This window comes from Mycobacterium sp. ITM-2016-00318, from assembly GCF_002968285.2.
Taxonomy (GTDB): Bacteria; Actinomycetota; Actinomycetes; order Mycobacteriales; family Mycobacteriaceae; genus Mycobacterium.
In genome coordinates this window covers 2919808-2941486 of record NZ_CP134400.1, presented here as the reverse complement: position 1 = coordinate 2941486, position 21679 = coordinate 2919808, and the positions used below count along the sequence as shown (strand labels likewise).

General features: G+C 67.5%; 20 protein-coding genes and 1 pseudogene. 12 read left to right on the top strand and 9 right to left on the bottom strand.

The genetic code is table 11. The features are described 5' to 3' along the window. Positions 1–15: 15 nt before the first annotated feature. On the top strand, positions 16–1386 hold the full coding sequence (locus C6A82_RS14410; RefSeq protein WP_105343380.1) for an NAD(P)/FAD-dependent oxidoreductase: 1371 nt from the start codon (positions 16–18) through the stop codon (positions 1384–1386). Here C6A82_RS14410 and C6A82_RS14405 read toward each other — a convergent pair whose 3' ends face one another. The 7 genes from C6A82_RS14405 to C6A82_RS14375 are packed head-to-tail and all read right to left on the bottom strand — an operon-like array spanning position 1387 to position 6159. After that, entirely contained in the window at positions 1387–2016 is a 630-nt protein-coding gene (locus C6A82_RS14405; protein WP_105343382.1) for an urease accessory protein UreD, read from the bottom strand. Next, complete coding sequence (gene ureG / locus C6A82_RS14400; protein WP_105343384.1) at positions 2017–2700, bottom strand: urease accessory protein UreG; 684 nt, start codon at positions 2698–2700, stop codon at positions 2017–2019. An 18-nt stretch (positions 2701–2718) separates the two neighbouring features. Next, a complete protein-coding gene (locus tag C6A82_RS14395; RefSeq protein ID WP_105343385.1) occupies positions 2719–3354 on the bottom strand; it encodes an urease accessory protein UreF in 636 nt (211 codons plus the stop codon). Beyond that, positions 3354–5075 (bottom strand): urease subunit alpha, encoded by a 1722-nt coding sequence (locus C6A82_RS14390; protein ID WP_105343387.1) that lies wholly within the window; start codon positions 5073–5075, stop codon positions 3354–3356. The genes C6A82_RS14395 and C6A82_RS14390 overlap by 1 nt, the downstream gene beginning before the upstream one ends. Continuing rightward, entirely contained in the window at positions 5072–5386 is a 315-nt protein-coding gene (locus C6A82_RS14385) for an urease subunit beta (RefSeq protein ID WP_105343388.1), read from the bottom strand. Before C6A82_RS14385 ends, C6A82_RS14390 begins: the two co-directional genes overlap by 4 nt. Positions 5387–5417: 31 nt before the next feature. Then, complete coding sequence (locus C6A82_RS14380; protein WP_105343390.1) at positions 5418–5720, bottom strand: urease subunit gamma; 303 nt, start codon at positions 5718–5720, stop codon at positions 5418–5420. A gap of 49 nt (positions 5721–5769) precedes the next feature. After that, complete coding sequence (locus C6A82_RS14375) at positions 5770–6159, bottom strand: PaaI family thioesterase (RefSeq protein WP_105343392.1); 390 nt, start codon at positions 6157–6159, stop codon at positions 5770–5772. Positions 6160–6235: 76 nt separating this feature from the next. On the opposite strand from C6A82_RS14375, the gene C6A82_RS14370 reads away from it, so the two are divergent. After that, positions 6236–6613, top strand: coding sequence for a rhodanese-like domain-containing protein (locus C6A82_RS14370; RefSeq protein WP_105343394.1), 378 nt, complete (start codon positions 6236–6238; stop codon positions 6611–6613). A 130-nt stretch (positions 6614–6743) separates the two neighbouring features. Here C6A82_RS14370 and C6A82_RS14365 read toward each other — a convergent pair whose 3' ends face one another. Next, positions 6744–7574 (bottom strand): iron reductase, encoded by an 831-nt coding sequence (locus tag C6A82_RS14365; RefSeq protein ID WP_311101347.1) that lies wholly within the window; start codon positions 7572–7574, stop codon positions 6744–6746. Positions 7575–7791: 217 nt separating this feature from the next. Between C6A82_RS14365 and C6A82_RS14360 the strand changes: the two genes are divergently transcribed. The 10 genes from C6A82_RS14360 (at position 7792) to C6A82_RS14315 (ending at position 20797) form a co-directional block, all read left to right on the top strand. Beyond that, positions 7792–8232, top strand: coding sequence for a BlaI/MecI/CopY family transcriptional regulator (locus C6A82_RS14360; protein ID WP_105346177.1), 441 nt, complete (start codon positions 7792–7794; stop codon positions 8230–8232). 14 nt (positions 8233–8246) lie between these two features. Next, a complete protein-coding gene (locus C6A82_RS14355; RefSeq protein ID WP_105346178.1) occupies positions 8247–9188 on the top strand; it encodes a M56 family metallopeptidase in 942 nt (313 codons plus the stop codon). Between the two features lie 55 nt (positions 9189–9243). After that, positions 9244–10710, top strand: a complete 1467-nt coding sequence (gene gndA / locus C6A82_RS14350) for an NADP-dependent phosphogluconate dehydrogenase (protein ID WP_105346180.1) — start codon at positions 9244–9246, stop codon at positions 10708–10710. Then, complete coding sequence (locus C6A82_RS14345; protein ID WP_105346182.1) at positions 10710–11144, top strand: VOC family protein; 435 nt, start codon at positions 10710–10712, stop codon at positions 11142–11144. The genes gndA and C6A82_RS14345 overlap by 1 nt, the downstream gene beginning before the upstream one ends. A gap of 94 nt (positions 11145–11238) precedes the next feature. Continuing rightward, positions 11239–12675 carry a GuaB1 family IMP dehydrogenase-related protein gene (locus C6A82_RS14340; protein ID WP_105346184.1) on the top strand — a complete coding sequence of 479 codons (1437 nt, stop codon included), beginning with the start codon at positions 11239–11241 and terminating at the stop codon, positions 12673–12675. A 216-nt stretch (positions 12676–12891) separates the two neighbouring features. Next, complete coding sequence (locus C6A82_RS14335; RefSeq protein WP_105346186.1) at positions 12892–14265, top strand: hemolysin family protein; 1374 nt, start codon at positions 12892–12894, stop codon at positions 14263–14265. Beyond that, complete coding sequence (locus C6A82_RS14330) at positions 14265–15317, top strand: hemolysin family protein (protein WP_105346187.1); 1053 nt, start codon at positions 14265–14267, stop codon at positions 15315–15317. The genes C6A82_RS14335 and C6A82_RS14330 overlap by 1 nt, the downstream gene beginning before the upstream one ends. Next, positions 15307–16191, top strand: coding sequence for a 3-methyladenine DNA glycosylase (locus C6A82_RS14325; protein ID WP_105346189.1), 885 nt, complete (start codon positions 15307–15309; stop codon positions 16189–16191). Before C6A82_RS14330 ends, C6A82_RS14325 begins: the two co-directional genes overlap by 11 nt. A gap of 73 nt (positions 16192–16264) precedes the next feature. Continuing rightward, a complete protein-coding gene (locus C6A82_RS14320) occupies positions 16265–18493 on the top strand; it encodes a malate synthase G (protein ID WP_105346190.1) in 2229 nt (742 codons plus the stop codon). An 87-nt stretch (positions 18494–18580) separates the two neighbouring features. Next, positions 18581–20797 (top strand): hypothetical protein, encoded by a 2217-nt coding sequence (locus tag C6A82_RS14315; protein WP_105346192.1) that lies wholly within the window; start codon positions 18581–18583, stop codon positions 20795–20797. Here C6A82_RS14315 and C6A82_RS14310 read toward each other — a convergent pair. Beyond that, positions 20794–21667 (bottom strand): annotated as a pseudogene (locus tag C6A82_RS14310) (alpha/beta fold hydrolase). The gene C6A82_RS14315 and the pseudogene C6A82_RS14310 overlap by 4 nt on opposite strands. Positions 21668–21679: the final 12 nt, after the last annotated feature.

Sequence of the window (21679 nt, the reverse complement as noted above, 5' to 3'; positions counted from 1 at the left end):
GAGGAGCGACAGCTGATGAGCCACCCCGGAGCCACCCCCTCTGACAGGCACAAGGTCGTCATCATCGGCTCGGGCTTCGGCGGGTTGACTGCCGCCAAGGCTCTCAAACGCGCCGACGTCGATATCAAGATCATCGCCAAGACGACCCACCACCTGTTCCAGCCGCTGCTGTACCAGGTGGCGACAGGCATCATCTCCTCGGGCGAGATCGCGCCGCCCACCCGCATGATCCTGCGTAAGCAGAAGAACGCGCAGGTGCTCCTCGGCGAAGCCACCCATGTCGACCTGGCCAAGAGAAACGTCCAGTCGAAACTGCTCGGGCACACCTACGTCACCCCCTACGACACGCTGATCGTCGCCGCGGGCGCCGGACAGTCCTATTTCGGCAACGACCACTTCGCCGAGTTCGCGCCGGGCATGAAGTCCATCGACGACGCGCTCGAGCTTCGTGGCCGCATCCTCGGTGCTTTCGAGCAGGCTGAGCGGTCCAGCGATCCGGTACGCCGCGAGAAGCTGCTGACCTTCACCGTGGTGGGGGCGGGTCCGACCGGCGTGGAAATGGCAGGCCAGATCGCCGAGCTCTCCGACTACACCCTCAAGGGTGCGTTCCGGCACATCGACTCCACCAAGGCGCGGGTGATCCTGCTCGACGCCGCGCCCGCCGTGCTGCCGCCGATGGGCGAGAAACTCGGCAAGAAGGCGCAGGCCCGGCTGGAGAAGATGGGTGTCGACATCCAGCTCAACGCCATGGTCACCGATGTCGACCGCAACGGCATCACGGTCAAGGATTCCGACGGCACCACTCGCCGCATCGAATGCGCAACCAAGGTGTGGTCGGCGGGCGTGTCAGCGAGCCCGCTTGGCAAACAGATCGCGAACCAGTGCGGTGGCGAGGTCGACCGGGCGGGCCGGGTCAAGGTGTTGCCGGACCTGTCGGTTCCCGGGAACCCCAACGTGTTCGTCATCGGCGACATGGCCGCGGTCGAAGGCGTCCCCGGCATGGCGCAGGGCGCGATCCAGGGCGGCAAGTACGTCGCCAACACCATCAAGGCCGAGTTGCGGGGTGCCGACCCGTTCGAGCGCGAACCGTTCGACTACTTCGACAAGGGCTCGATGGCCACGGTGTCGCGGTTCTCCGCGGTGGCCCAGATCGGCCCGCTCGAGTTCGGCGGGTTCATCGCCTGGCTGGCGTGGCTGCTGCTGCATCTGGTCTACCTCGTCGGATTCCGGCGCAAGCTCGCCACGCTGCTGTCGTGGACGGTGACCTTCCTCGGTCGCGCTCGCGGAAACCTCTACATCACCGAGCAACAGGCATACGCCCGCACCAGAATCGAGGAACTCGAGGAGATCGCGGCGGCCGTCGAAGGCGAGAAAGCGGCCAGCTGACTACCTGAGTCGGTTTCCCTGCCACGTCGTGAGGCTTCCGCCGTCGGCGAGTGCGAGCACGGTGCCCATGGCGTCGTGAGCGACGTCGGGGTAGCGGAGTTCGCTCACCGACGCCAGCGGCGCACCGATGACGTCGTGAGTCGCCGATCCCTGACCGATCTCGACCCGGTGCCGCAGCAATGGCCTGCCGCTGACGTCCGCATACAGCGCGCCCGACCAGAAACCCTGTTGCTCACCGGTTCTGCCGATCTGGATCCGTTCGCGCAGCCTGACGCGTGCCGAGTCCTCGACCGAGAGTCGCGTCGACATCGAGTGCCGGGATCCACCCGCCACCACCGTCGGCTCCGGATCGAGGTCCAAGTCCCCCGCGACTTCGAGATGCCAGTGCGCGGTCGACTCCGTGGTGCCGCGACCGGGTAGCGCGACGGTCGCGGCGGCGCTTCGTATCCGCAACCGGGCGCCGGCTTCGACGATCACCCGCATCGCGATGGTGTCGCCGCCGAGCGGTGTGGCCGCCGTGGACACCAGATGCACCGTGTCCGGCTCGGTGAGTCGTGCCGCGATACCGCCTGTGGATTCGATCGTCGGTCGCCGGTCGGGCCGCGCGACGATCAACACATCGGAGTGCACCTATATCACCTGTGCGACGCGCAGCTGATCGTGCACCCACGACGTCACGGGTCCGGCGGACGGGTCCTCGGTGAGCGAGATCAGCACCGTGGGCCGGTCGCCGCGCGCCGCCGCGGCATCCCGGCGCATCACGCCGAGATCGGCGCCGACCAGCGGTGCCAGGTCGGTCTTGTTGACCACGAGCAGGTCGGAATAGGTCACGCCGGGACCGCCCTTGCGCGGCACCTTGTCGCCGCCCGCGACATCCACTACGAAGATCTGCACGTCGATCAATCCCGACGAGAACGTCGCGGTCAGGTTGTCCCCGCCGGACTCCACCAGGATGAGGTCGAGGTCCTCGTGGACACTTGTCAGGTCCTCGATCGCGTCGAGGTTCGCCGTGATGTCGTCGCGGATGGCGGTGTGGGGACACCCGCCGGTCTGCACCGCCGCAATCCGGTCGTCGGGCAGCACTGCATGTCTGCGCAGAAAGTCGGCGTCCTCGGTGGTGTAGATGTCGTTGGTCAGCACCGCGAGCGACAGCTCGTCGCGCAGCTCGCGGCACAGCGCCGCCACCAGTGCGGTTTTACCTGACCCGACAGGACCGCCGACCCCGATGCGTAACGGCTCCCCCTCCTTCCGGATCCGCTTCGGCCGGTCGGGCTGATGACGGTGCGGCTCGCCGTCGATGAAATGCGGTGCCATGGTGAGTGTTTCGGCCCTTCAGGAAGCGAACAGCGGGCGTTCGCGGTCGCTGTGCCGCTGAGCCAGCACATCGAGCAGCGGATCGGAAAGGTCGGCGAGTTCCTTGCCCGCCAACTCGGCGGTCTGGTCGCACAACGCGGACAGTTCGAACGTCAGCGCCGCGACGTCGCCGGGATCGAGCGCGAGCAGCCGTTGGGCGGCGGTCGCCGATCCGGTCATCGTCGTGTAGACGATGGCCAGCGCGGTGTGCTGCGCCGACACACCGCTGGCCGCGCCCGCGGCGCCCGCGGCCACGGCCAGGTGCGGGGTGGCGCCGAGGCAGTCCCAGTCCTGCGCGGGCCACACCCGGCGCGCCAGCCGCAGAAGCCCCCGCCCTTGCGCGCGCGATGCCAGCCGGGCGGCGGGAGCCGGTGTGCGGGCGTCGGTTTCGCGGTCGGCCATCGCGACCGGCAGTGACCGCGCGTGCACTGCCGCTGCGATCGAGGCCGTCACGAGACCCTGAGTCGCGATCCGCCGCCGCAGAAACGCCCTCAGCGTGGCAAGGTCGACGACCACTCCGCTGGTCACCGCCTCCTCGGCGCCACCGGAATGGACGTGCCCGCCGGTGGGCAACCGGGAGTCGGCCAAGGCGAGCAGCGTCGTCAGACCGGTCATCAGAACAGGAAATACCGTTGAGCCATCGGCAGTTCGGCCGCGGGCTGTTCCTGCCAGACGTCGCCGTCGATGCGCACCGTGAATGTGTCGGGCTCCACCTCGATCCGCGGTGTGGCGTCGTTGAGCGGCATATCCGCCTTGCCGATGTCGCGGACGTTGCCGACCGGCACCAGCCGGCGGTTGACCGCAAGTCGATCGGCCAGCCTGTCCTCGATCGCCTGCGGCGACACGAAATGCACCGATGTGGCCGCGGCGGCGGAAGGCGCCGCGCCGAACATCGGCCGCGGCAGGACGGGCTGCGGTGTCGGGATGGACGCGTTGGCATCCCCCATCGCGGCCCAGGCGATCATGCCGCCCTTGACCACGGCATGCGGCCGGACTCCGAAGAAGGCCGGTTCCCAGAGCACCAGGTCGGCCAGCTTGCCCACCTCGATGGAGCCGATCTTGTTGTCCAGCCCATGCGCGACAGCCGGGCAGATGGTGTACTTCGCGACGTAGCGGCGGGCGCGGTGGTTGTCCGCGGCGCCGTCGCCTTCGAGCGCCCCGCGGCGCCGTTTCATCACGTGTGCGGTCTGCCAGGTGCGCAACACCACCTCGCCGATGCGGCCCATCGCCTGGGCGTCGCTGCCGATCATAGAGATGGCACCGATGTCGTGCAGCAGGTCTTCTGCGGCGATGGTCGACGGCCTGATCCGGCTCTCGGCGAAAGCGAGATCCTCTGGGACGCTTGGGTTGAGATGGTGGCACACCATCAACATGTCGAGGTGCTCGTCGAGGGTGTTGACGGTGTGCGGCCTGGTCGGGTTCGTCGAACTCGGCAGCACATAGGACTCGGCGGCGACCGTGATGATGTCCGGTGCATGGCCGCCGCCCGCCCCCTCGGTGTGGTACGCGTGAATCGACCTGCCACCGATGGCGCCGAGCGTGTTCTCGACGAACCCCATCTCGTTGAGGGTGTCGGTGTGGATGTTGACCTGCACTCCCGATCCGTCGGCCACTTTCAGGCAGGCGTCGATCGCTGCCGGCGTGGTGCCCCAGTCCTCGTGCAGCTTGAAACCCGCTGCGCCGCCGCGTAGTTGCTCCCACATCGCCTCTTCGCTGACCGTGTTGCCCTTGCCGAGAAGCGCGACGTTCAGCGGCCAGCCGTCGGTGGCCTCCAGCATGCGGGCCAGATGCCACGCGCCGGGTGTCACCGTGGTGGCCTTGCTGCCCTCCGCGGGACCTGTGCCGCCCGCGACGATCGTCGTGATTCCGCCGCCGAGTGCCTCTTGCATGATCTGCGGACAGATGAGGTGCACGTGGCAGTCGATGGCGCCGGCCGTCACGATCCGCCCGTTACCCGCGATGATCTCGGTCGACGGGCCGACGACAAGGTCACGGTGTACACCCGACATAGTGTCCGGGTTGCCCGCCTTGCCGATCGCGGAGATCCGGCCGTCACGAATACCGATGTCGGCCTTGATGATTCCCCAATAGTCGATGATCACCACGCCGGTGATCACCGTGTCCGGCGCGCCGTCGGCGCGGGTGGCGCGCCCCTGCCCCATCGACTCGCGCAGCACCTTGCCGCCGCCGAACACCGCCTCGTCTCCTGCCAGCCCTGGACCTCCGCTGCGGTCCTCGGTGATCTCGACGAATAGATCGGTGTCGGCCAGCCGGATCCGGTCGCCGGTGGTCGGCCCGAACAACGCGGCGTAGCGCGCCCTCGACAGTTCGGTCATGGCAGGTCCAGCGCTCCGGGCGCGTCGAGACTCAGCCCGTGCACTTCCCGCCTCCCACTCAGCGGCACCAGCGAGACATGCTGCACGACACCGGGTTCGAACCGTACGGCGGTTCCTGCGGGGATGTCGAGACGGTGGCCGTGAGCGGCGGCGCGGTCGAAGTCGAGCGCCGAATTGGCCTGCGGGAGATGGACGTGGCTGCCGACCTGGACGGGACGGTCACCGGTGTTGACCACATCCATGGCCAGCCGCGACGCGCCCGCATTGATCTCGACCTCACCGTCGCCGTACACGAATTCCCCTGGGATCATGATGCGCGATCCGCCTCCGGATTCTCGCTGCTCATGGAATCGGATGGTGGACGGTGACGAGCTTCGTGCCGTCCGGGAACGTGGCTTCTACCTGCACGTCGAGCAGCATCTCCGGCACCCCCTCCATGACGTCGTCGCGGCCGAGTACCTCGCGTCCGCTGACCATCAGCTCGGCCACGGTGCGGCCGTCGCGGGCACCTTCGAGCAGGTGGTCGGTGAGGACGGCGACGGCCTCGGGGTGGTTCAGCCGCAGGCCGCGTGCTCGCCGGCGGCGGGCAAGCTCGGCCGCGTACGAGAGCAGCAGCCTGTCCTGCTCGTGCGGGGTCAGACGCATAGCGGGGATGCTGCCACGGGTGGCGCGTGTCCGCAGCGCTCGATGCGCGCTATTCCTGAATGTTCTGCAGCCGCACCTGTCCGCGCGCCACCATGCGGCCCTCGTTGTCGGTGACCTCGATCAGCCAGAGCTGTTGGCGCCGACCGCGGTGGATCGGCGTCGACACGGCAGTCACGGTGCCCGAGGAGATCGCGCGCAGGAAGTCGGTGTTGTTGTTGACGCCGACGACGGTGCCGCCCTCTCTCTTTTCGGCGAACCAGACGGCACCCGACACGCTGGCGAGGCTCTCGATGATCGAGCAGTACACACCGCCGTGCACGATCCCCCACGGCTGCAGCAGCTTGTCGTGGATCACCAGCTCGGCGCGTCCGCCGTCGGGAGTGACGTCGATGTACTTGAGACCGAGTTCGCTGTCGAATCCCTTACCGAGATCCTCCATGGGCACAGATGACACAAGGAGTGTCTACACGGCGAAGTCCCGACGCGCCGCGTGGGCCTCGCGTTACCGTCGCTACATGGGCAAAAGTGTCAAGGACCTGGTGGCTGCCGCCAACGCCGTCGTGCCGAGGATCACGGTGGAGGAAGCGCGGCAGAAGATCTCCAACGGTGCTCTGGTCGTCGACGTGCGGGACGCCGCCGAAGTCGCGCAGAGCGGCAAGATCGCGGGCGCCGTTCACATCCCGCGCGGAATGGTGGAGTTTCGTGCCGACCCCGATACGCCGTACTACGACGAGAACTTCGCCAAGGACAGGCCCGTCGTCGTGTACTGCGCTTCGGGCGGGCGAGCGGCGTTGTCGGGCCACGCGCTCAAGGAGATGGGCTACGACGAGGTCTACAACCTCGGTGGCTTCAACGACTGGGCGGACAGCGGCGGCAAGGTCGAGAAGGCCTAGAGACGCTTGAACGCAGCGGGCGGGCCCCGCACCGATGGCACGGGACCCGCCCTGGAGGTGGACCGGGGGTCTCTGCAGCCCTCAGGACTCCTACTCGGCCCAACTGTTAGTCAGAATAGGCAAGGCTTGCCTAATTAAGCAAGCCCTTCCCCTGGCCCAGCCGAGAGCCGCCCCGTACCGGCAGCCCGAAGCTCACCAACGCGTCGAGCACGGCCTGCCCGCGGCGCATGCTCGTCAACTCGCTGGACCCGGCGAGCAGCGGAACGTGCGTCGCGGCGCCGACGACGGCCGCCCCGACGATGTGCCACATCGACGCCATCGAAATGGCGCCCCCACTGACATCGTGGATCTTTCCGAACAGCGGCTGCAGCGCCCGGTGGCTCCGATGGGCGACCCAGGTGGTCAGCGCGGCCTCGCTCGGTAGGCGAACCATCCCGTCCCTCGCGAAAGCGGCGGTCCGCTCCTCACGTGCGCTTGGGCCCACCTGCTCCTCACGTGCGCTTCCGCCTCTCTGCTCCTCACGTGCGCGGAAAAACACGTCGTCGGGCAGCGCTCGCAGTGTCGGATCGACCACACCGACCCAATCGATCACACCCTCCGAATCGACATGGACCCAGAGGTTTTCCATGCCGGTGTCCCACGCCCTGCCCTCGAGGACCAGCAGCGGGATCACGCGGCCGATGACGACATGGGCGAGGGTGGCCGCGAGCTGCTGGGCGGCGGCTACCGGGCTGTCCATCTCGAGTGCGCCCATGCTGAACATCCCGGCCAACCGGTCCGTGCTGAGCGCCTCCTTCAGGGGCCACCATCGCCGCCGAGTCAGATCGGACATCACCGCGACGCCATAGACCCGAGGGCATTCGGGATACAGCTCGCGCAGACGCCGGCTGGATTCGTGCAACGGCAGCTCCCGTGCGATCGCCATGCCCGCGATCAGCGGGTCGTCCGCCACTATAGTCATGACACCTCCCAATAACTTAGGTTAGGCTTACTATAGTCATTGGGGAGCGACGCGGCCAGAACCTGTGACCGGAGTCACAAGGACGTATGCAGAGGCCGATGAGCGGCGTGAATGCGCCATGCTGAAATCGTGAAACGGAGGTTCCGGCTTGGTTACGACGCACCGTAGTAACGCCGTAGTACCCTTAGTGAATCGCTGTTGTGGAGATGAACGAAAAATGGCCAAGTTGACGCGTCTAGGGGACCTTGAACGCGCGGTGATGGACCACCTGTGGTCAACCCGCGAGCCTCAGACTGTGCGCCAGGTCCACGAAGCCCTTTCGGCTCAGCGCGACCTGGCTTACACCACGATCATGACCGTGCTCCAGCGGCTGGCCAAGAAAAACCTCGTCGTGCAGCATCGCGACGACCGGGCCCACCGCTACGCACCGACGCACGGTCGCGACGAGCTGGTCGCGGGACTGATGGTCGACGCACTCGACCAAGCGGGCCCCGGCAGCCGGGAAGCCGCGCTTGTGCACTTCGTCGAGCGCGTCGGCGCAGGCGAGGCGGCCGCACTTCGACGTGCGCTGGCGGAGTTGGAAACCAACGCTGCGCACGCGAGGAGCAGGACAGCAGGCGAAATGCCCCCAACCAGTGGCGGTCCGGGCTCTCCCTAGGGGAGACTGACAGGGTGTCAGCCCTGGCCTTCACTCTCGTGGCGCTTCTGCTGGTCGGACCGGTTCCGGCACTGCTGGCCCGCGCGACGTGGACGATGCGGGCGCCCCGCGCCTCGATCGTGCTGTGGCAGTCCATCGCGCTGGCCGCCGTCCTTTCGGCGTTCAGCGCCGGCATCGCGATCGCGAGCCGGCTGTTCGTCCCCGGCCCGGACGGTCGACCGACCGCCACGATCACCAGCGAAATCGAGGTCCTCGGCTGGCCGTTGTGGGTCGCCTACGTCCTGGTGTTCGCGTTGACGCTGCTCATCGGCGCCAGGCTCGTGATCTCCGTCGTGCAGGTCGCGATCGCGACGCGCCGCCGCCGGGCACATCACCGGATGGTCGTCGACCTCGTCGGCAAGTCGCAGAAGTGGGCCCACGCGCGAGCCGGGGATGGGCTGCGCGTCCTCGATGTGCCTCAGCCGCTGGCCTACTGCCTGCCCGGCGTGCGCAGTCGCGTCGTGGTCAGCGAGGGCACGCTGACGACGTTGGAGGGCAGGGAGGTCACGGCGATCCTGTCCCACGAGCGCGCACACCTGCGGGCCCGCCACGATCTGGTGCTCGAGATGTTCACCGCCGTGCACGCGGCCTTCCCCCGCTTCGTCCGAAGCGCGAGCGCGCTGGACGCGGTCCGGGTGCTCATCGAGCTGCTCGCCGACGACGCCGCGGTGCGGGCGACCGGCCCCACTCCCCTGGCTCGTGCCCTTGTCGCTTGTGCCGCAGGCCGGACTCCCGCGGGCGCGCTGGCCGCCGGCGGACCGACCACGGTTCTGCGCGTGCGCCGTCTCGCCGGTCGCGGCAACAGCCTTGTGCTGGCGATGACCGCGTACCTGGCCGCCGCGGCCGTGCTCATGGTTCCCACCGTCGCGCTCGCGGTGCCGTGGCTGACCGAACTCCACCGGCTCTTCATCGCGTAGACGAATCTGTCGAAACTCTCGGTGCGACAACAAAACAACGAAAGGCTGCATTCACTTGTCTGAATCCGCTCAGTCCTCCCAGTCCTCCGGCACCGCCCAGATCGGCGTGACCGGTCTTGCCGTCATGGGGTCCAACATCGCGCGCAACTTCGCCCACCACGGCTACACCGTCGCACTGCACAACCGTTCGGTCGCCAAGACCGATGCGCTGCTCGGCGAGCACGGGTCCGAGGGCAATTTCGTGCGCAGCGAGACCATCCCGGAATTCCTTGCCGCACTGGAGAAGCCCCGCCGTGTACTGATCATGGTCAAGGCGGGCGACCCGACCGACGCCGTGATCAACGAGCTCGCCGATGCGATGGAAGAGGGCGACATCATCATCGACGGCGGCAACGCCCTGTATACCGACACCATTCGGCGCGAGAAGGCGATGCGTGAACGCGGCCTGCACTTCGTCGGGGCGGGTATCTCCGGTGGTGAGGAAGGCGCGCTGAAAGGTCCGTCGATCATGCCCGGCGGGCCCGTCGAGTCGTACAAGTCGCTCGGCCCGCTGCTCGAGGAGATCTCCGCCCACGTCGACGGTGTGCCGTGCTGCACCCATATCGGCCCCGACGGCGCAGGGCATTTCGTGAAGATGGTGCACAACGGCATCGAATACTCCGACATGCAGCTCATCGGCGAGGCCTACCAGCTGCTGCGCGACGGTCTCGGCAAGACCGCCCCCGAGATCGCGGACATCTTCGCCGAGTGGAACAAGGGCGACCTCGACAGCTTCCTCATCGAGATCACCGCGGAGGTGCTGCGTCAGACCGACGCGAAGACCGGTGAGCCGTTGGTGGACGTGATCCTCGACGAGGCCGAGCAGAAGGGCACCGGTCGCTGGACGGTCAAGTCGGCGCTTGACCTGGGCGTCCCCGTCACCGGCATCGCCGAAGCCGTGTTCGCGCGCGCGCTGTCCGGATCTGTCGCCCAGCGCAAGGCCACCACTGGGTTGGCATCGGGTGGGCTCGGCGAGAAGCCCGGCGACGCAGCGCAGTTCACCGACGATGTCAGCAAGGCACTGTATGCGTCGAAGATCATCGCCTACGCGCAGGGCTTCAACCAGATCCAGGCGGGCAGCGACGAGTACGACTGGGACATCACGCCAGGTGACATGGCGACCATTTGGCGCGGCGGGTGCATCATCCGCGCGAAGTTCCTCAACCGGCTCAAGGAGGCGTTCGACGACGAGCCCGACCTCGCCACGCTGATCGTCGCTCCTTACTTCCGCGAGGCCATCGAGGCGTCGATCGACAGTTGGCGCCGCGTCGTGGTCACGGCCACCAGGCTCGGCATCCCCATCCCCGGTTTCAGCTCTGCGCTGTCCTACTACGACGCGCTGCGCACCGAGCGCCTGCCCGCCGCGCTGACGCAGGGTCTGCGTGACTTCTTCGGTGCGCACACCTACGGCCGCATCGACGACGACCATGCCAAGCGGTTCCACACGCTGTGGAGCGGCGACCGGAGTGAAGTGCCCGCCTAGTGGCGACGCGGATCTCGCACGTCGGGCTGTGCGTATCGAACATTGAGAAGTCATTGCGGTTCTACGTCGACGGACTCGGCTTCGAGGTACAGGAGCAAATCCCGTCCAAGGATGAGGTCGCTGAGCTCGCCGAAGTGACACCGCCGGTCGACATGCTCGCCCAGTTCATCGTGAAGGACCGCACGCGTCTGGAACTGCTCGCGTGGCGGCGCCCCGGCGTGCGCGGCGAGGCCTCGAGGTATCGCAATCAGATCGGGCTCACCCATCTCGCATTCCAGGTGGACGATCTTGACGAGGCCACGGCTCGTCTCGTCTCGCTGGGTGGCACCGTCATCGAGGAGACCCGGACCACCCTGGTCGACACGATCAAACTGGTTGTCGTAAAGGACCCGGACGGGACCCGCATCGAACTCGTGCAGGGAATGCCGACCTGAGCGCCCCACCAACCCCGAGACTGCGGGCAGATCGTGAAATTGCGCCGTTGCGCGGTCTCACCGCAGTTTCGGGAGAAACCTAGACTGTTCAGCGATGAGATTTCTCGACGGCCAGAAGCCACCGTATGACCTGACCTACAACGACGTGTTCATCGTTCCTGGCCGGTCGGACGTGGCATCGCGCTTCGACGTCGACCTCTCGACGTCGGACGGGTCGGGCACCACGATCCCCATCGTCGTGGCCAACATGACGGCGGTCGCCGGTCGGCGGATGGCCGAGACGGTGGCGCGTCGAGGCGGCATCGTCGTTCTCCCGCAGGACCTTCCGATCGAGGCGGTCGAGGAGACCGTCGACTTCGTCAAGAGCCGCGACCTCGTCGTCGACACCCCGGTGACGCTGGTCGGAGACGACTCGGTGTCCGATGCGACGGCGCTGATCCACAAGCGCGCCCACGGTGTGGCCGTCGTGGTTTCCGAAGGCAGGCCGATCGGGCTGGTCACCGAGGCCCACTGCCTCGGCGTCGATCGCTTCGCCCGCGTGCGCGACGTCGCGATCAGCGACTTCGTCACCGCGCCGGTGGGCACGGACCCGCGCAAGGTCTTCGACCTGCTCGAACATGCTCCGGTCGACGTCGCTGTGATGACCGACGCGCACGGCGCGCTTGCCGGCGTGCTGACCCGCACGGGCGCGATCAGGGCGGGCATCTACTCCCCCGCCGTCGACGCCCGCGGGCGGTTGCGGATCGCCGCCGCGGTGGGCATCAACGGCGATGTCGGCGCCAAGGCGCGGGCGCTTGCCGACGCCGGTGTCGACGTGCTCGTCGTCGACACCGCGCACGGGCACCAGGTCAGGATGCTCGACGCGATCAAGGCGGTGTCGTCGCTCGACCTCGGCCTTCCGCTGGCTGCGGGCAACGTGGTGTCGGCCGAGGGCACTCGCGACCTGATCAGCGCCGGGGCGTCCATCGTCAAGGTCGGCGTCGGACCCGGCGCGATGTGCACGACGAGGATGATGACAGGAGTCGGCCGACCCCAATTCTCGGCAGTAGTCGAATGCGCTTCGGCGGCAAGGCAACTCGGTGCACACGTCTGGGCGGACGGCGGAGTGCGTCATCCGCGTGACGTCGCGCTGGCCCTGGCGGCGGGCGCGGCCAACGTGATGATCGGCTCGTGGTTCGCCGGCACATACGAATCGCCGGGCGACCTGATGCGCGATCGCGAGGACCAGCCGTACAAGGAGAGCTACGGCATGGCGTCCAAACGGGCCGTCGCCGCCAGGACCGCGGGCGACAGCGCGTTCGACCGGGCGCGCAAGGCGCTGTTCGAGGAGGGGATCTCCACATCGAGGATGGGCCTCGACCCGTCGCGTGGCGGAGTGGAGGACCTGCTCGACCACATCACCTCCGGGGTCCGCAGCACGTGCACGTACGTCGGGGCCGACAACCTCGCCGAGCTGCACGAGAAGGTCGTGCTGGGGGTGCAATCGGCCGCAGGCTTCGCCGAAGGTCATCCGCTGCCGACGGGCTGGTGACCCAGGCCATCCGGTCCGACCGGCTAGCATGAGGGTTTGACCACGCCCCTCACAGAAAGGCAACTGCGTGCCGCAGGCACCCGTTGAGGCCTCGAGCTTCCGGGCCGGGGGGTCGGCCCCGGGGATGCCGGGAAAGGTGACTGAAGTCGAGTCCGACGCCGAACCCTCTTCTAGTCGGCCGGGCTCGCGGTCCGGCGACCACCTAGAGACAACGCGATGAGCCCCATCTACACCGTGCTGGCCCTGCTGGCCTTCATCGTCCTCACGATGGGGACGGCGGTGTTCGTCGCGGCGGAGTTCTCGCTGACCGCCCTTGAGCGCAGCACCGTCGACGCCAACGCCCGCACCGGCGGGCGGCGCGACCATATGGTGCAGCGCGCCCACAAGACGCTGTCTTTCCAGCTCTCCGGAGCGCAGGTCGGCATCTCGCTGACCACACTGATCACCGGCTACCTCGCCGAGCCGCTGATCGCGCGGCTGTTGGAGCCCGTGTTCGCGGCGCTGTCGTTGACCGAGAGCATCGCGGGAGGGCTGGCCCTCGGGCTTTCGCTGCTGATCGCGACCTCAGTGTCGATGGTCTTCGGCGAACTGGTCGCGCAGTACCTCGCGGTGGCCAAACCGCTGGAAACGGCCCGCATGGTGGCAGGCCCCCAGGTGCTGTTCTCGATGTTCTTCACGCCGCTGATCAGATTGACGAACGGCACCGCGAACTGGATCCTCCGCAGACTCGGCATCGAGCCCGCCGAGGAGCTGCGGTCGGCACGCTCGCCTCAGGAGCTCGGTTCACTGGTCCGCAACTCCGCGCGCCGGGGGGCACTCGACCCGACCACGGCCGCGCTGGTCGACCGGTCGCTTCAATTCGGCTCGCGAACGGCCGAGGAGCTGATGACGCCGCGCTCCAAGATCGAGGTCCTGCAGGCCGACCAGAATGTCGCCGACCTGGTGGTGATGGCCATGGAGACCGGCTACTCACGCTTCCCGATCGTGCGAGGCGACCTCGACGAGACCGTCGGCCTGGTGCACGTCAAGCAGATCTTCGACGTCGCGTCCGACGAGCGGCGGCGCACGACGCTGGCCGGGCTGGCGTCGGGGGTGCCCGTCGTTCCGTCGACCCTCGACGGCGACGATGTGATGGCGCAGGTGCGGGCCAGCTCGCTGCAGACCGTGCTGGTCGCCGACGAGTACGGCGGCACCGCGGGCATGGTGACGATGGAAGACCTGATCGAGGAGATCGTCGGCGACGTTCGTGACGAGCACGACGACGTCACACCCGACGTGTTGCGGATGAGCCGCGACAGCTGGCGCGTATCGGGGCTGTTGCGCATCGACGAAGTCGCCGAGCATGCCGGCTTCCGGGCGCCGGAAGGCGAATACGAGACCATCGGTGGCCTGGTGATGCAGGAGCTGGGGCATATTCCGAAGCCCGGTGAGGCGGTCGAGCTGACCGCGTTCGACCCCGACGGCCCCATCGACGATCCGGTGCGCTGGTTGGCCGCGGTCGTGCGGATGGACGGACGTCGCATCGACCTGCTGGAACTGACGAAGCTCGGCCGCCGCGGCGAGTCCGAAGACCCGACGGGTGAGCGCTGATGGGTGACATCTTCGGAGTGCTGCTCACCGTGCTGCTGCTCGCGGCGAACGCGTTCTTCGTCGGTGCGGAGTTCGCTTTGATCTCGGCGCGTCGCGACCGCCTCGAGGCACTCGCCGAGCAGGGCAAGCGCCGCGCGGTCACGGTGATCCGCGCGGGTCAGAACCTTTCGGTGATGCTGGCGGGTGCGCAGCTGGGCATCACCATCTGTTCGATCCTTCTCGGCCGGGTAGGCGAACCCGCGGTGGCGCACCTGCTGGAGAAACCGTTCGAACTCGTCGGCGTGCCGGATGCGCTCCTGCACACGGTGTCGTTCGTCATCGCCATCACGATCGTGGTGGTGCTGCACGTGTTGCTGGGCGAGATGGTGCCGAAGAACATCGCGATCGCCGGGCCGGAATCGGCGGCCATGCTGCTCGTTCCGCCGTATCTGGCGTGGGTCCGCATGGCCCGGCCGGTCATCGCGGTCTACGACTGGTGCGCGCACATGGCGCTTCGCACCGTCGGGATCAAGGCCAAACCCGAACTGGAGAACACGGTTTCGTCGGTCGAGCTGTCCGAGATGATCGCCGAGTCCCTGTCCGAGGGGTTGCTCGACCCCGAGGAGCACAACCGGTTGTCGCGGGCGCTGCAGATCCGCACCCGGGTCGTCGCCGATGTGGCCATACCGCTGCGCGAGGTGCATGCGGTGTCCGCGGCAGGCGACGACACCGGCCCGACGCTGCGCGCGATCCAGCAGGCGCTCGACGAAAGCGGCTACTCGCGTTTTCCGATCACCAACGGCAGCGGACGGTTCATCGGCTACATCCACATCAAGGACGTGCTCAGGCTGGTCGATGACACGGACGCGGTGATCGACCTCTCGATGATCCGGCCGCTGCCGGAGGTCGCCGCGTCCGCGCCGCTGCCCGATGCGCTCTCCCGGCTGCGCCGCAGCAACAGCCACCTCGCGCTCGTCACCGGCGACGACGGCGATGTCGCGGCGATGGTGGCTCTCGAAGACCTCGTCGAGGACCTCGTCGGCGCCATGCGGCATCGGACCCATGGCGGCTGAGGCGCTATTGCCCGAGGCCGACTGGACCGGCAGGGCGGAGGCCTATCGGCGCCGCGTCGAGGAATTCCTGAAGCCGCATCTGCGTCGCGTGCGCGCCGGAGAAGCGCATCCGGTGTGGGACTTCCTGTTTCGCTACTACAGCCTGCGGCCACGACAACTGCGTGTCTGGCATCCCGGGTTCGGCGTCGTGCTCGGCGGAGCCGCTCGACCCTACCTGGACCGCGCCGGCTACGGCCCCCACCCCGACGGGGTGACGGTGACCCTCGAGCATCTGCGCGCCCGCATCGAAACTGTCGAGTTCATTGGAAAGCTGTTGCGGGCCACCGCAAGTCGCTCCGCCCGCTTGAACTGCTTCGGTATGCACGAGTGGGCGATGGTGTACCGGTCACCGACGGTGCGCCACGGCCAGGTGCCGCTTCGGCTCGGCGCGGCGCAGACCGACGCGGTGGTGGAATCGATGCCGTTGCGCTGCACCCACTTCGATGCGTTCCGGTTCTTCACCGAGCCGGCAGCGGCGCTGAACGCGGGCAGGCCGTCGCGCCGCGACCAGGCCGGGTGGGAGCAACCGGGCTGCGTCCACGCCAACATGGACCTCTACAAGTGGTGTTACAAGCTGGGTCCGCTCGTGGAATCCGAGCTGTTGTTCGACTGCCTCAGGCTGGCCGCCGACGCCCGCGAGGTCGATATGCGGGCGAGCCCCTATGATCTCCGCGACTACGGATTCGAACCGATGGCCATCGAGACCCCGGCGGGGCGGGCCGCCTATATCCGCGCGCAGCAGGACATCGCCGGGCGGGCGGTGCCGCTGCGGGCAGCGATTGCCGGTCGGTGCGACGAATTGCTGGTGGCGGTGATGGCCGCCGCCAGGAATTAGCCCAGCTACTCGCGGGTAAACTGGATCGACGCCAGCGCGCCAAGCGGCGCCGTGTGGCCGAGGGAGGAAGAATATGACCGATCGCGTGACGGTGGGAAACCTGCGCGTCGCCCAGACGTTGTACGACTTCGTCAACAACGAGGCGCTGCCGGGTACCGAGATCGCTCCCGACACCTTCTGGTCGGGAGTCGACAAGGTCGTCGCCGATCTGACACCCAAGAACCAGGAACTTCTGGCCCATCGGGACGATCTGCAGGCTCAGATCGACAGGTGGCACCGCCATCGCGTCATCGAGCCGCTTGACCTCAAGGCCTACAAGGAGTTCCTCACCGAAATCGGCTACCTGCAGCCCGACCCCGGCGACTTCACCATCACCACCTCCGGCGTGGACGACGAGATCACCAAGACCGCAGGCCCGCAGCTCGTTGTGCCGGTGCTCAACGCACGCTTCGCGCTGAACGCCGCGAACGCGCGCTGGGGTTCCCTGTACGACGCGCTGTACGGCACCGACGTCATCTCCGAGGACGGAGGCGCCGAGAAGACCGCGGGCTATAACAAGGTCCGCGGTGACAAGGTCATCGCCTACGCACGGGATTTCCTCGACAAGGCTGCGCCGCTGGAGTCGGGTTCGTGGGCCGACATCACCGGGTTGAGCGTCGACGACGGCCGCCTGGCGCTGTCGACCGCCGACGGGTCCGGAGATGTCGACGACTCTCGCGAGCGCTCGTCGGTCGGCCTCGCCGACCCGGACAAGTTCATCGGTTACACCGGTGAGCTCGGCTCGCCATCCTGGTCGGTGCTTCTGGTCAACAACGGCCTGCACATCGAGATCCTCGTGGACCCCGAGTCCCCAGTCGGCTCGACCGACAAGGCGGGCATCAAGGACGTCGTGGTCGAGTCGGCGATCACCACGATCTTCGACTTCGAGGACTCGGTGGCCGCGGTCGACGCCGAGGACAAGGTGTTGGGTTACCGCAACTGGCTCGGGCTCAACAAGGGCGACCTGTCCGAGGACGTCAGCAAGGGCGACAAGACCTTCACCCGCGTGCTCAACTCCGATCGCACCTACAAGACCCCGGATGGCGGGGAACTCACGCTACCCGGCCGCAGCTTGCTGCTCGTCCGCAATGTCGGCCACCTGATGACCAACGACGCCATCGTCGACGCCGACGGCAACGAGGTGCCGGAAGGCATCCAGGATGCGCTGTTAACCAGCGTGATCGCCATGCACGGGTTGAAGTCCGGCGACGGCAACGGGCCGCTGATCGCCAGCCGCGCGGGTTCGATCTACATCGTCAAGCCGAAGATGCACGGCCCAGAAGAGGTGGCGTTCACCGCCGAGCTGTTCGCCCGTGTCGAGGACGTTCTCGGGCTGCCGCCCACCACGATCAAGGTCGGCATCATGGACGAGGAGCGGCGCACCACCCTCAACCTGAAGGCCTGCATCAAGGCCGCGGCCGACCGGGTGGTGTTCATCAACACCGGCTTCCTGGACCGTACCGGCGATGAGATCCACACCTCGATGGAAGCCGGTCCGATGATCCGCAAGGGTGCGATGAAGGGCACCACATGGATCAAGGCCTACGAGGACGCCAACGTCGACGCGGGTCTTGCCACCGGCTTCTCGGGCAAGGCGCAGATCGGCAAGGGCATGTGGGCGATGACCGAACTGATGGCCGACATGGTCGAGCAGAAGATCGGCCAACCGAAGGCGGGCGCCACCACCGCGTGGGTGCCGTCGCCGACGGCGGCCACCCTGCATGCCATGCACTACCACGAGGTCGACGTGTTCGAGGTGCAGAAGGGGCTCCAGGGCAAGTCCCGCACCACGATCGACGAGCTGCTGAGCATTCCGCTCGCCAAGGAGCTGGCGTGGGCGCCGGAGGAGATCCGCGAGGAAGTCGACAACAACTGCCAGTCCATCCTTGGTTATGTCGTGCGCTGGATCGACGCGGGCGTGGGGTGTTCCAAAGTGCCCGACATCCACGACGTCGCGCTGATGGAGGATCGCGCCACGCTGCGCATCTCCAGCCAGCTGCTGGCCAACTGGCTGCGCCACGGAGTCATCACCGAAGAGGACGTCAAGGCCAGCCTGCGCAGGATGGCCGCCGTGGTGGACAAGCAGAACGAAGCGGACCCGGAGTTCCGGCCGATGGCGACGGACCCCGACGCCAGCATCGCGTTTCAGGCCGCCCAGGAGCTGATCCTGTCAGGCGGCCAACAGCCGAACGGCTACACCGAGCCGATCCTGCACCGGCGCAGGAGGGAGTTCAAAGCCGCGAATCCCAACAACGCCGGCTGACCGGCATGTTTCGCGATTTGGATAGACTTCGGCGTGGCAGTGAACGGCCAGCAATGACCCGCAGACTGAGAGGGCGCAGGCGTACGAGTGGGTAGGCACAGCATTCCCGACCCCGAGGAGTCTTCAGGCGGTCCCCCGCACGGCGCCGGCGATGCGACCGAGCAGTTCGATCAGCCGTTGGTGCCGCCCTACGACCACCCGGCCTATCGGCAGTCTCCCCCGGAGCCCGGCTCCCCGCGCTACGACGAGGGCGACTACGACGAACCGACCCACCGGCAGCCGCGTTACTCCGAACCCGAGTACCCGCAGGCCGGTGAGCAGGAGTTCGACTCCGAGTACGGAGCGACCTACGACGAGGGCTACGAGTCCGAGTACCCGGAGCGTTCCGATCAGTCCGACCTGCCCGATTATCTGCAGACCGGCTATCGCGACCAGGAATCCGACGAGCCCGGATATCGGCGGCCCGCCGCCGAACGACAGGCCTACGGCGCACGGACGCCGGAGCCCAAGGCGCCGCCGCGCGCCCAGCACTCCGGTGACTGGGAGGGCGGCGAATGGACCGGCAGCCACCGCGCGATCCAAACCGGCCGCAGGGGTGTCAGCTGGGGTGTCATCGGCGCCCTTGTCGCCGTTGTCGTGGTGGTGGCGGCGTTCATCCTGTGGCGCTTCTTCGGCGACGCGCTGTCGGACCGATCGACAATCGCTTCCGCGCGATGCGTGGACGGCGAGAAATCGGTGGCCGTCATCGCCGACCCGGCGATATCCGGCGAGATCGCCACGCTTGCCAAAAAATTCAACGAAACGGCGAACCCGGTCGGCGACAGCTGCGTCGCGCTCAACGTGAAACCGGCCGAATCAGACCAGGTGATCGACGGCTTCGTCGACACATGGCCCGCGGAACTCGGTGAGCGCCCTGCGCTGTGGATCCCCGGCAGCTCGATCTCGCAGGCTCGGCTCGAGGCGGTGGCAGGCGAGGAAACCGTCGACGACAGTCGTTCGCTGGTCAGCTCGCCGGTCGTGCTGGCGATCCGACCGCAACTCAAGAGTGCTCTCGGACAGCAGAATTGGGGAACGCTGCCCGCTCTTCAGAGCAACCCGAACTCGCTGAACGCCATGAATCTGCCCGGCTGGGGGTCGCTTCGGCTCGCGCTTCCGCTGAGCGGCGACAGCGACGCGTCCTACCTCGCCGCGGAAGCGGTCGCGGCGGCGTCGGCCCCGGCGGGATCGCCGGCCAGTGCGGGCACGGGTGCAGTCAACACGCTGATGTCGGCTCAACCCAAGCTCGCCGACAACAAGTCGGCCACCGCGCTCGATGCCCTGCTCAATGCGACAGACCCCGCCGCGGCGCCGGTGCACGCCGTCGTGACAACCGAGCAGCGGTTGTTTCAGCGCGGCACGTCGCTGCCCGACGCGAAAAACGTCGTCACGTCGTGGATTCCGCCGGGTCCGACCGCCACCGCCGATTACCCGACCGTGCTTTTGAAGGGCACCTGGCTGTCACAGGAGCAGATCACCGCTGCCAGCGAATTCTCCCGGTTCCTGCGTAAGCCCGAACAACTCGGCGAGTTGGCGAAGGTGGGCTTCCGCACCGATGGCGGCGACACCCCCAAGAGCGACGTCACCAACTTCGCACCGGTTTCGGCTCCTCTTTCGGTCGGGGACTCGGCGATGCGCGCGACGCTGGCCAACGCCCTGACGGCTCCGGCAGGCAGCGTCGCGACCGGCAATCCAGCGGTCACCATCATGCTCGACCAGTCGATGAACGCCCAGGAGGGTGGCAAGTCACGGCTCGCCAATGTCATTGCGGCCCTGGACACCCAGCTGCAGTCGATGCCGCAGGCAGCTGCGGTCGGGCTGTGGACATTCGACGGCATCGAGGGCCGCAACGAGGTGCCGACGGGTCCGCTGGCCGACCCCGTCGACGGCAGGCCGCGTTCGGCCGCACTCGCTGCGACGCTGGACGAACAGACCGCATCCAGCGGCGGTGCGGTGTCGTTCACGACGTTACGGATGATCTACGACGACGCGCTCGAGAAGTTCCGCCAGGGACAGCCGAACTCGGTCCTGGTGATCACCGCGGGCCCACACACCGACCAGAGCCTGGACGGCAGCGGTCTGCAGGATTATGTGCGCCGCACCTTCGACTCGGGAAAGCCGGTCGCCATCAACGTGATCGACTTCGGCGGCGACCCCGACCGCCCGACGTGGGAGGCGGTCGCACAAGCTACCGGCGGCGCCTACCAGAACCTGTCGACGTCGGCGTCGCCTGAACTCGCGTCGGCGCTCACCAAGTTCCTCGGCTAGCGCGACGAGTCGAGCAGGCGCAGCGCACCGGCGGTGAACTCGTCCGGTACCTCGACCTGAGGGTAGTGGCCGACGCCGGGGAGTTCGATGACGTTCCGCGCGAGGTCGCAGTTGCCGGAGGCCGTCGAGCACCTCCGTGGTGGCGACCGGATCCTCCAGCCCCCACAGAAAGCTCAGCGGTTTCGGCCAATCACGCACGGCACCATGCCATCTCGACGCGTTCCGCACCCGCTCGTCGAGGTAGGAGATCAGCAGGTGCGCAATCCTGGCGCCGTCGTCGGCTGACATCAGGGCCCACTGCGCATCGGCCTCCTCCGCCGTCAGCGGATGGGCGTCGGAGAACAGTCGGGCGAAGCCGCGGGTGAACATCGCGCGGTTGGCGAATCGTGCGACAAGGGGGCCGAGTCGGCTGCGCAGAATTTTCTGGATCGGCCGCAGGCTGGCACGTTCGAGGAGCACGCTGCCGTTGGTGAGCACGGCGCGTTGCAGTTCGAAGGGCAGCGCTCCGGTCAGGTCCCTGGCGAGCAGTTCCGTCGCCACCGACGTCCCCATGTCGTGGGCGATCAACTCGACGGGCCCTTCGGCCGCATCGGCGACCACTCGCTGCACCAGATCAGCCTGTTCGAAAAGGCGGTAGCGGTGCGGCCGCGGTTTGTCCGACAGGCCGAACCCGAGGAAATCCAGCGTCAGCCAGGCGCGGCCCACCAGATGCGGCACCACCCGCCGGTAGTCGAACGAGCTGGACGGATAACCGTGCAGCAGAAGGATGGTCGGGCCGTCCCCCGCGCCGGACCGAACGAAGATCGAGCCGGCGTTCGTCTCGAGGAAGCGGCCGCCGTCCCGCCACGCGACAACGCTCGCGGGGGTCACGCTACCGACGTC

Excerpts from the sequence above, each read along its gene's own strand:
- C6A82_RS14375 (WP_105343392.1), bottom strand. The coding sequence starts at position 6,159 with ATGGAGGATCTCGGTAAGGGATTCGACAGCGAACTCGGTCTCAAGTAC.
- C6A82_RS14395 (WP_105343385.1), bottom strand. The coding sequence starts at position 3,354 with ATGACCGGTCTGACGACGCTGCTCGCCTTGGCCGACTCCCGGTTGCCC.
- C6A82_RS14385 (WP_105343388.1), bottom strand. The coding sequence starts at position 5,386 with ATGATCCCAGGGGAATTCGTGTACGGCGACGGTGAGGTCGAGATCAAT.
- C6A82_RS14380 (WP_105343390.1), bottom strand. The coding sequence starts at position 5,720 with ATGCGTCTGACCCCGCACGAGCAGGACAGGCTGCTGCTCTCGTACGCG.
- C6A82_RS14320 (WP_105346190.1), top strand. The coding sequence starts at position 16,265 with ATGACCGATCGCGTGACGGTGGGAAACCTGCGCGTCGCCCAGACGTTG.
- C6A82_RS14330 (WP_105346187.1), top strand. The coding sequence starts at position 14,265 with ATGGGTGACATCTTCGGAGTGCTGCTCACCGTGCTGCTGCTCGCGGCG.
- C6A82_RS14370 (WP_105343394.1), top strand. The coding sequence starts at position 6,236 with ATGGGCAAAAGTGTCAAGGACCTGGTGGCTGCCGCCAACGCCGTCGTG.
- C6A82_RS14340 (WP_105346184.1), top strand. The coding sequence starts at position 11,239 with ATGAGATTTCTCGACGGCCAGAAGCCACCGTATGACCTGACCTACAAC.
- ureG (WP_105343384.1), bottom strand. The coding sequence starts at position 2,700 with ATGGCACCGCATTTCATCGACGGCGAGCCGCACCGTCATCAGCCCGAC.
- C6A82_RS14365 (WP_311101347.1), bottom strand. The coding sequence starts at position 7,574 with ATGACTATAGTGGCGGACGACCCGCTGATCGCGGGCATGGCGATCGCA.
- C6A82_RS14335 (WP_105346186.1), top strand. The coding sequence starts at position 12,892 with ATGAGCCCCATCTACACCGTGCTGGCCCTGCTGGCCTTCATCGTCCTC.
- C6A82_RS14410 (WP_105343380.1), top strand. The coding sequence starts at position 16 with ATGAGCCACCCCGGAGCCACCCCCTCTGACAGGCACAAGGTCGTCATC.
- C6A82_RS14390 (WP_105343387.1), bottom strand. The coding sequence starts at position 5,075 with ATGACCGAACTGTCGAGGGCGCGCTACGCCGCGTTGTTCGGGCCGACC.
- C6A82_RS14325 (WP_105346189.1), top strand. The coding sequence starts at position 15,307 with ATGGCGGCTGAGGCGCTATTGCCCGAGGCCGACTGGACCGGCAGGGCG.
- C6A82_RS14360 (WP_105346177.1), top strand. The coding sequence starts at position 7,792 with ATGGCCAAGTTGACGCGTCTAGGGGACCTTGAACGCGCGGTGATGGAC.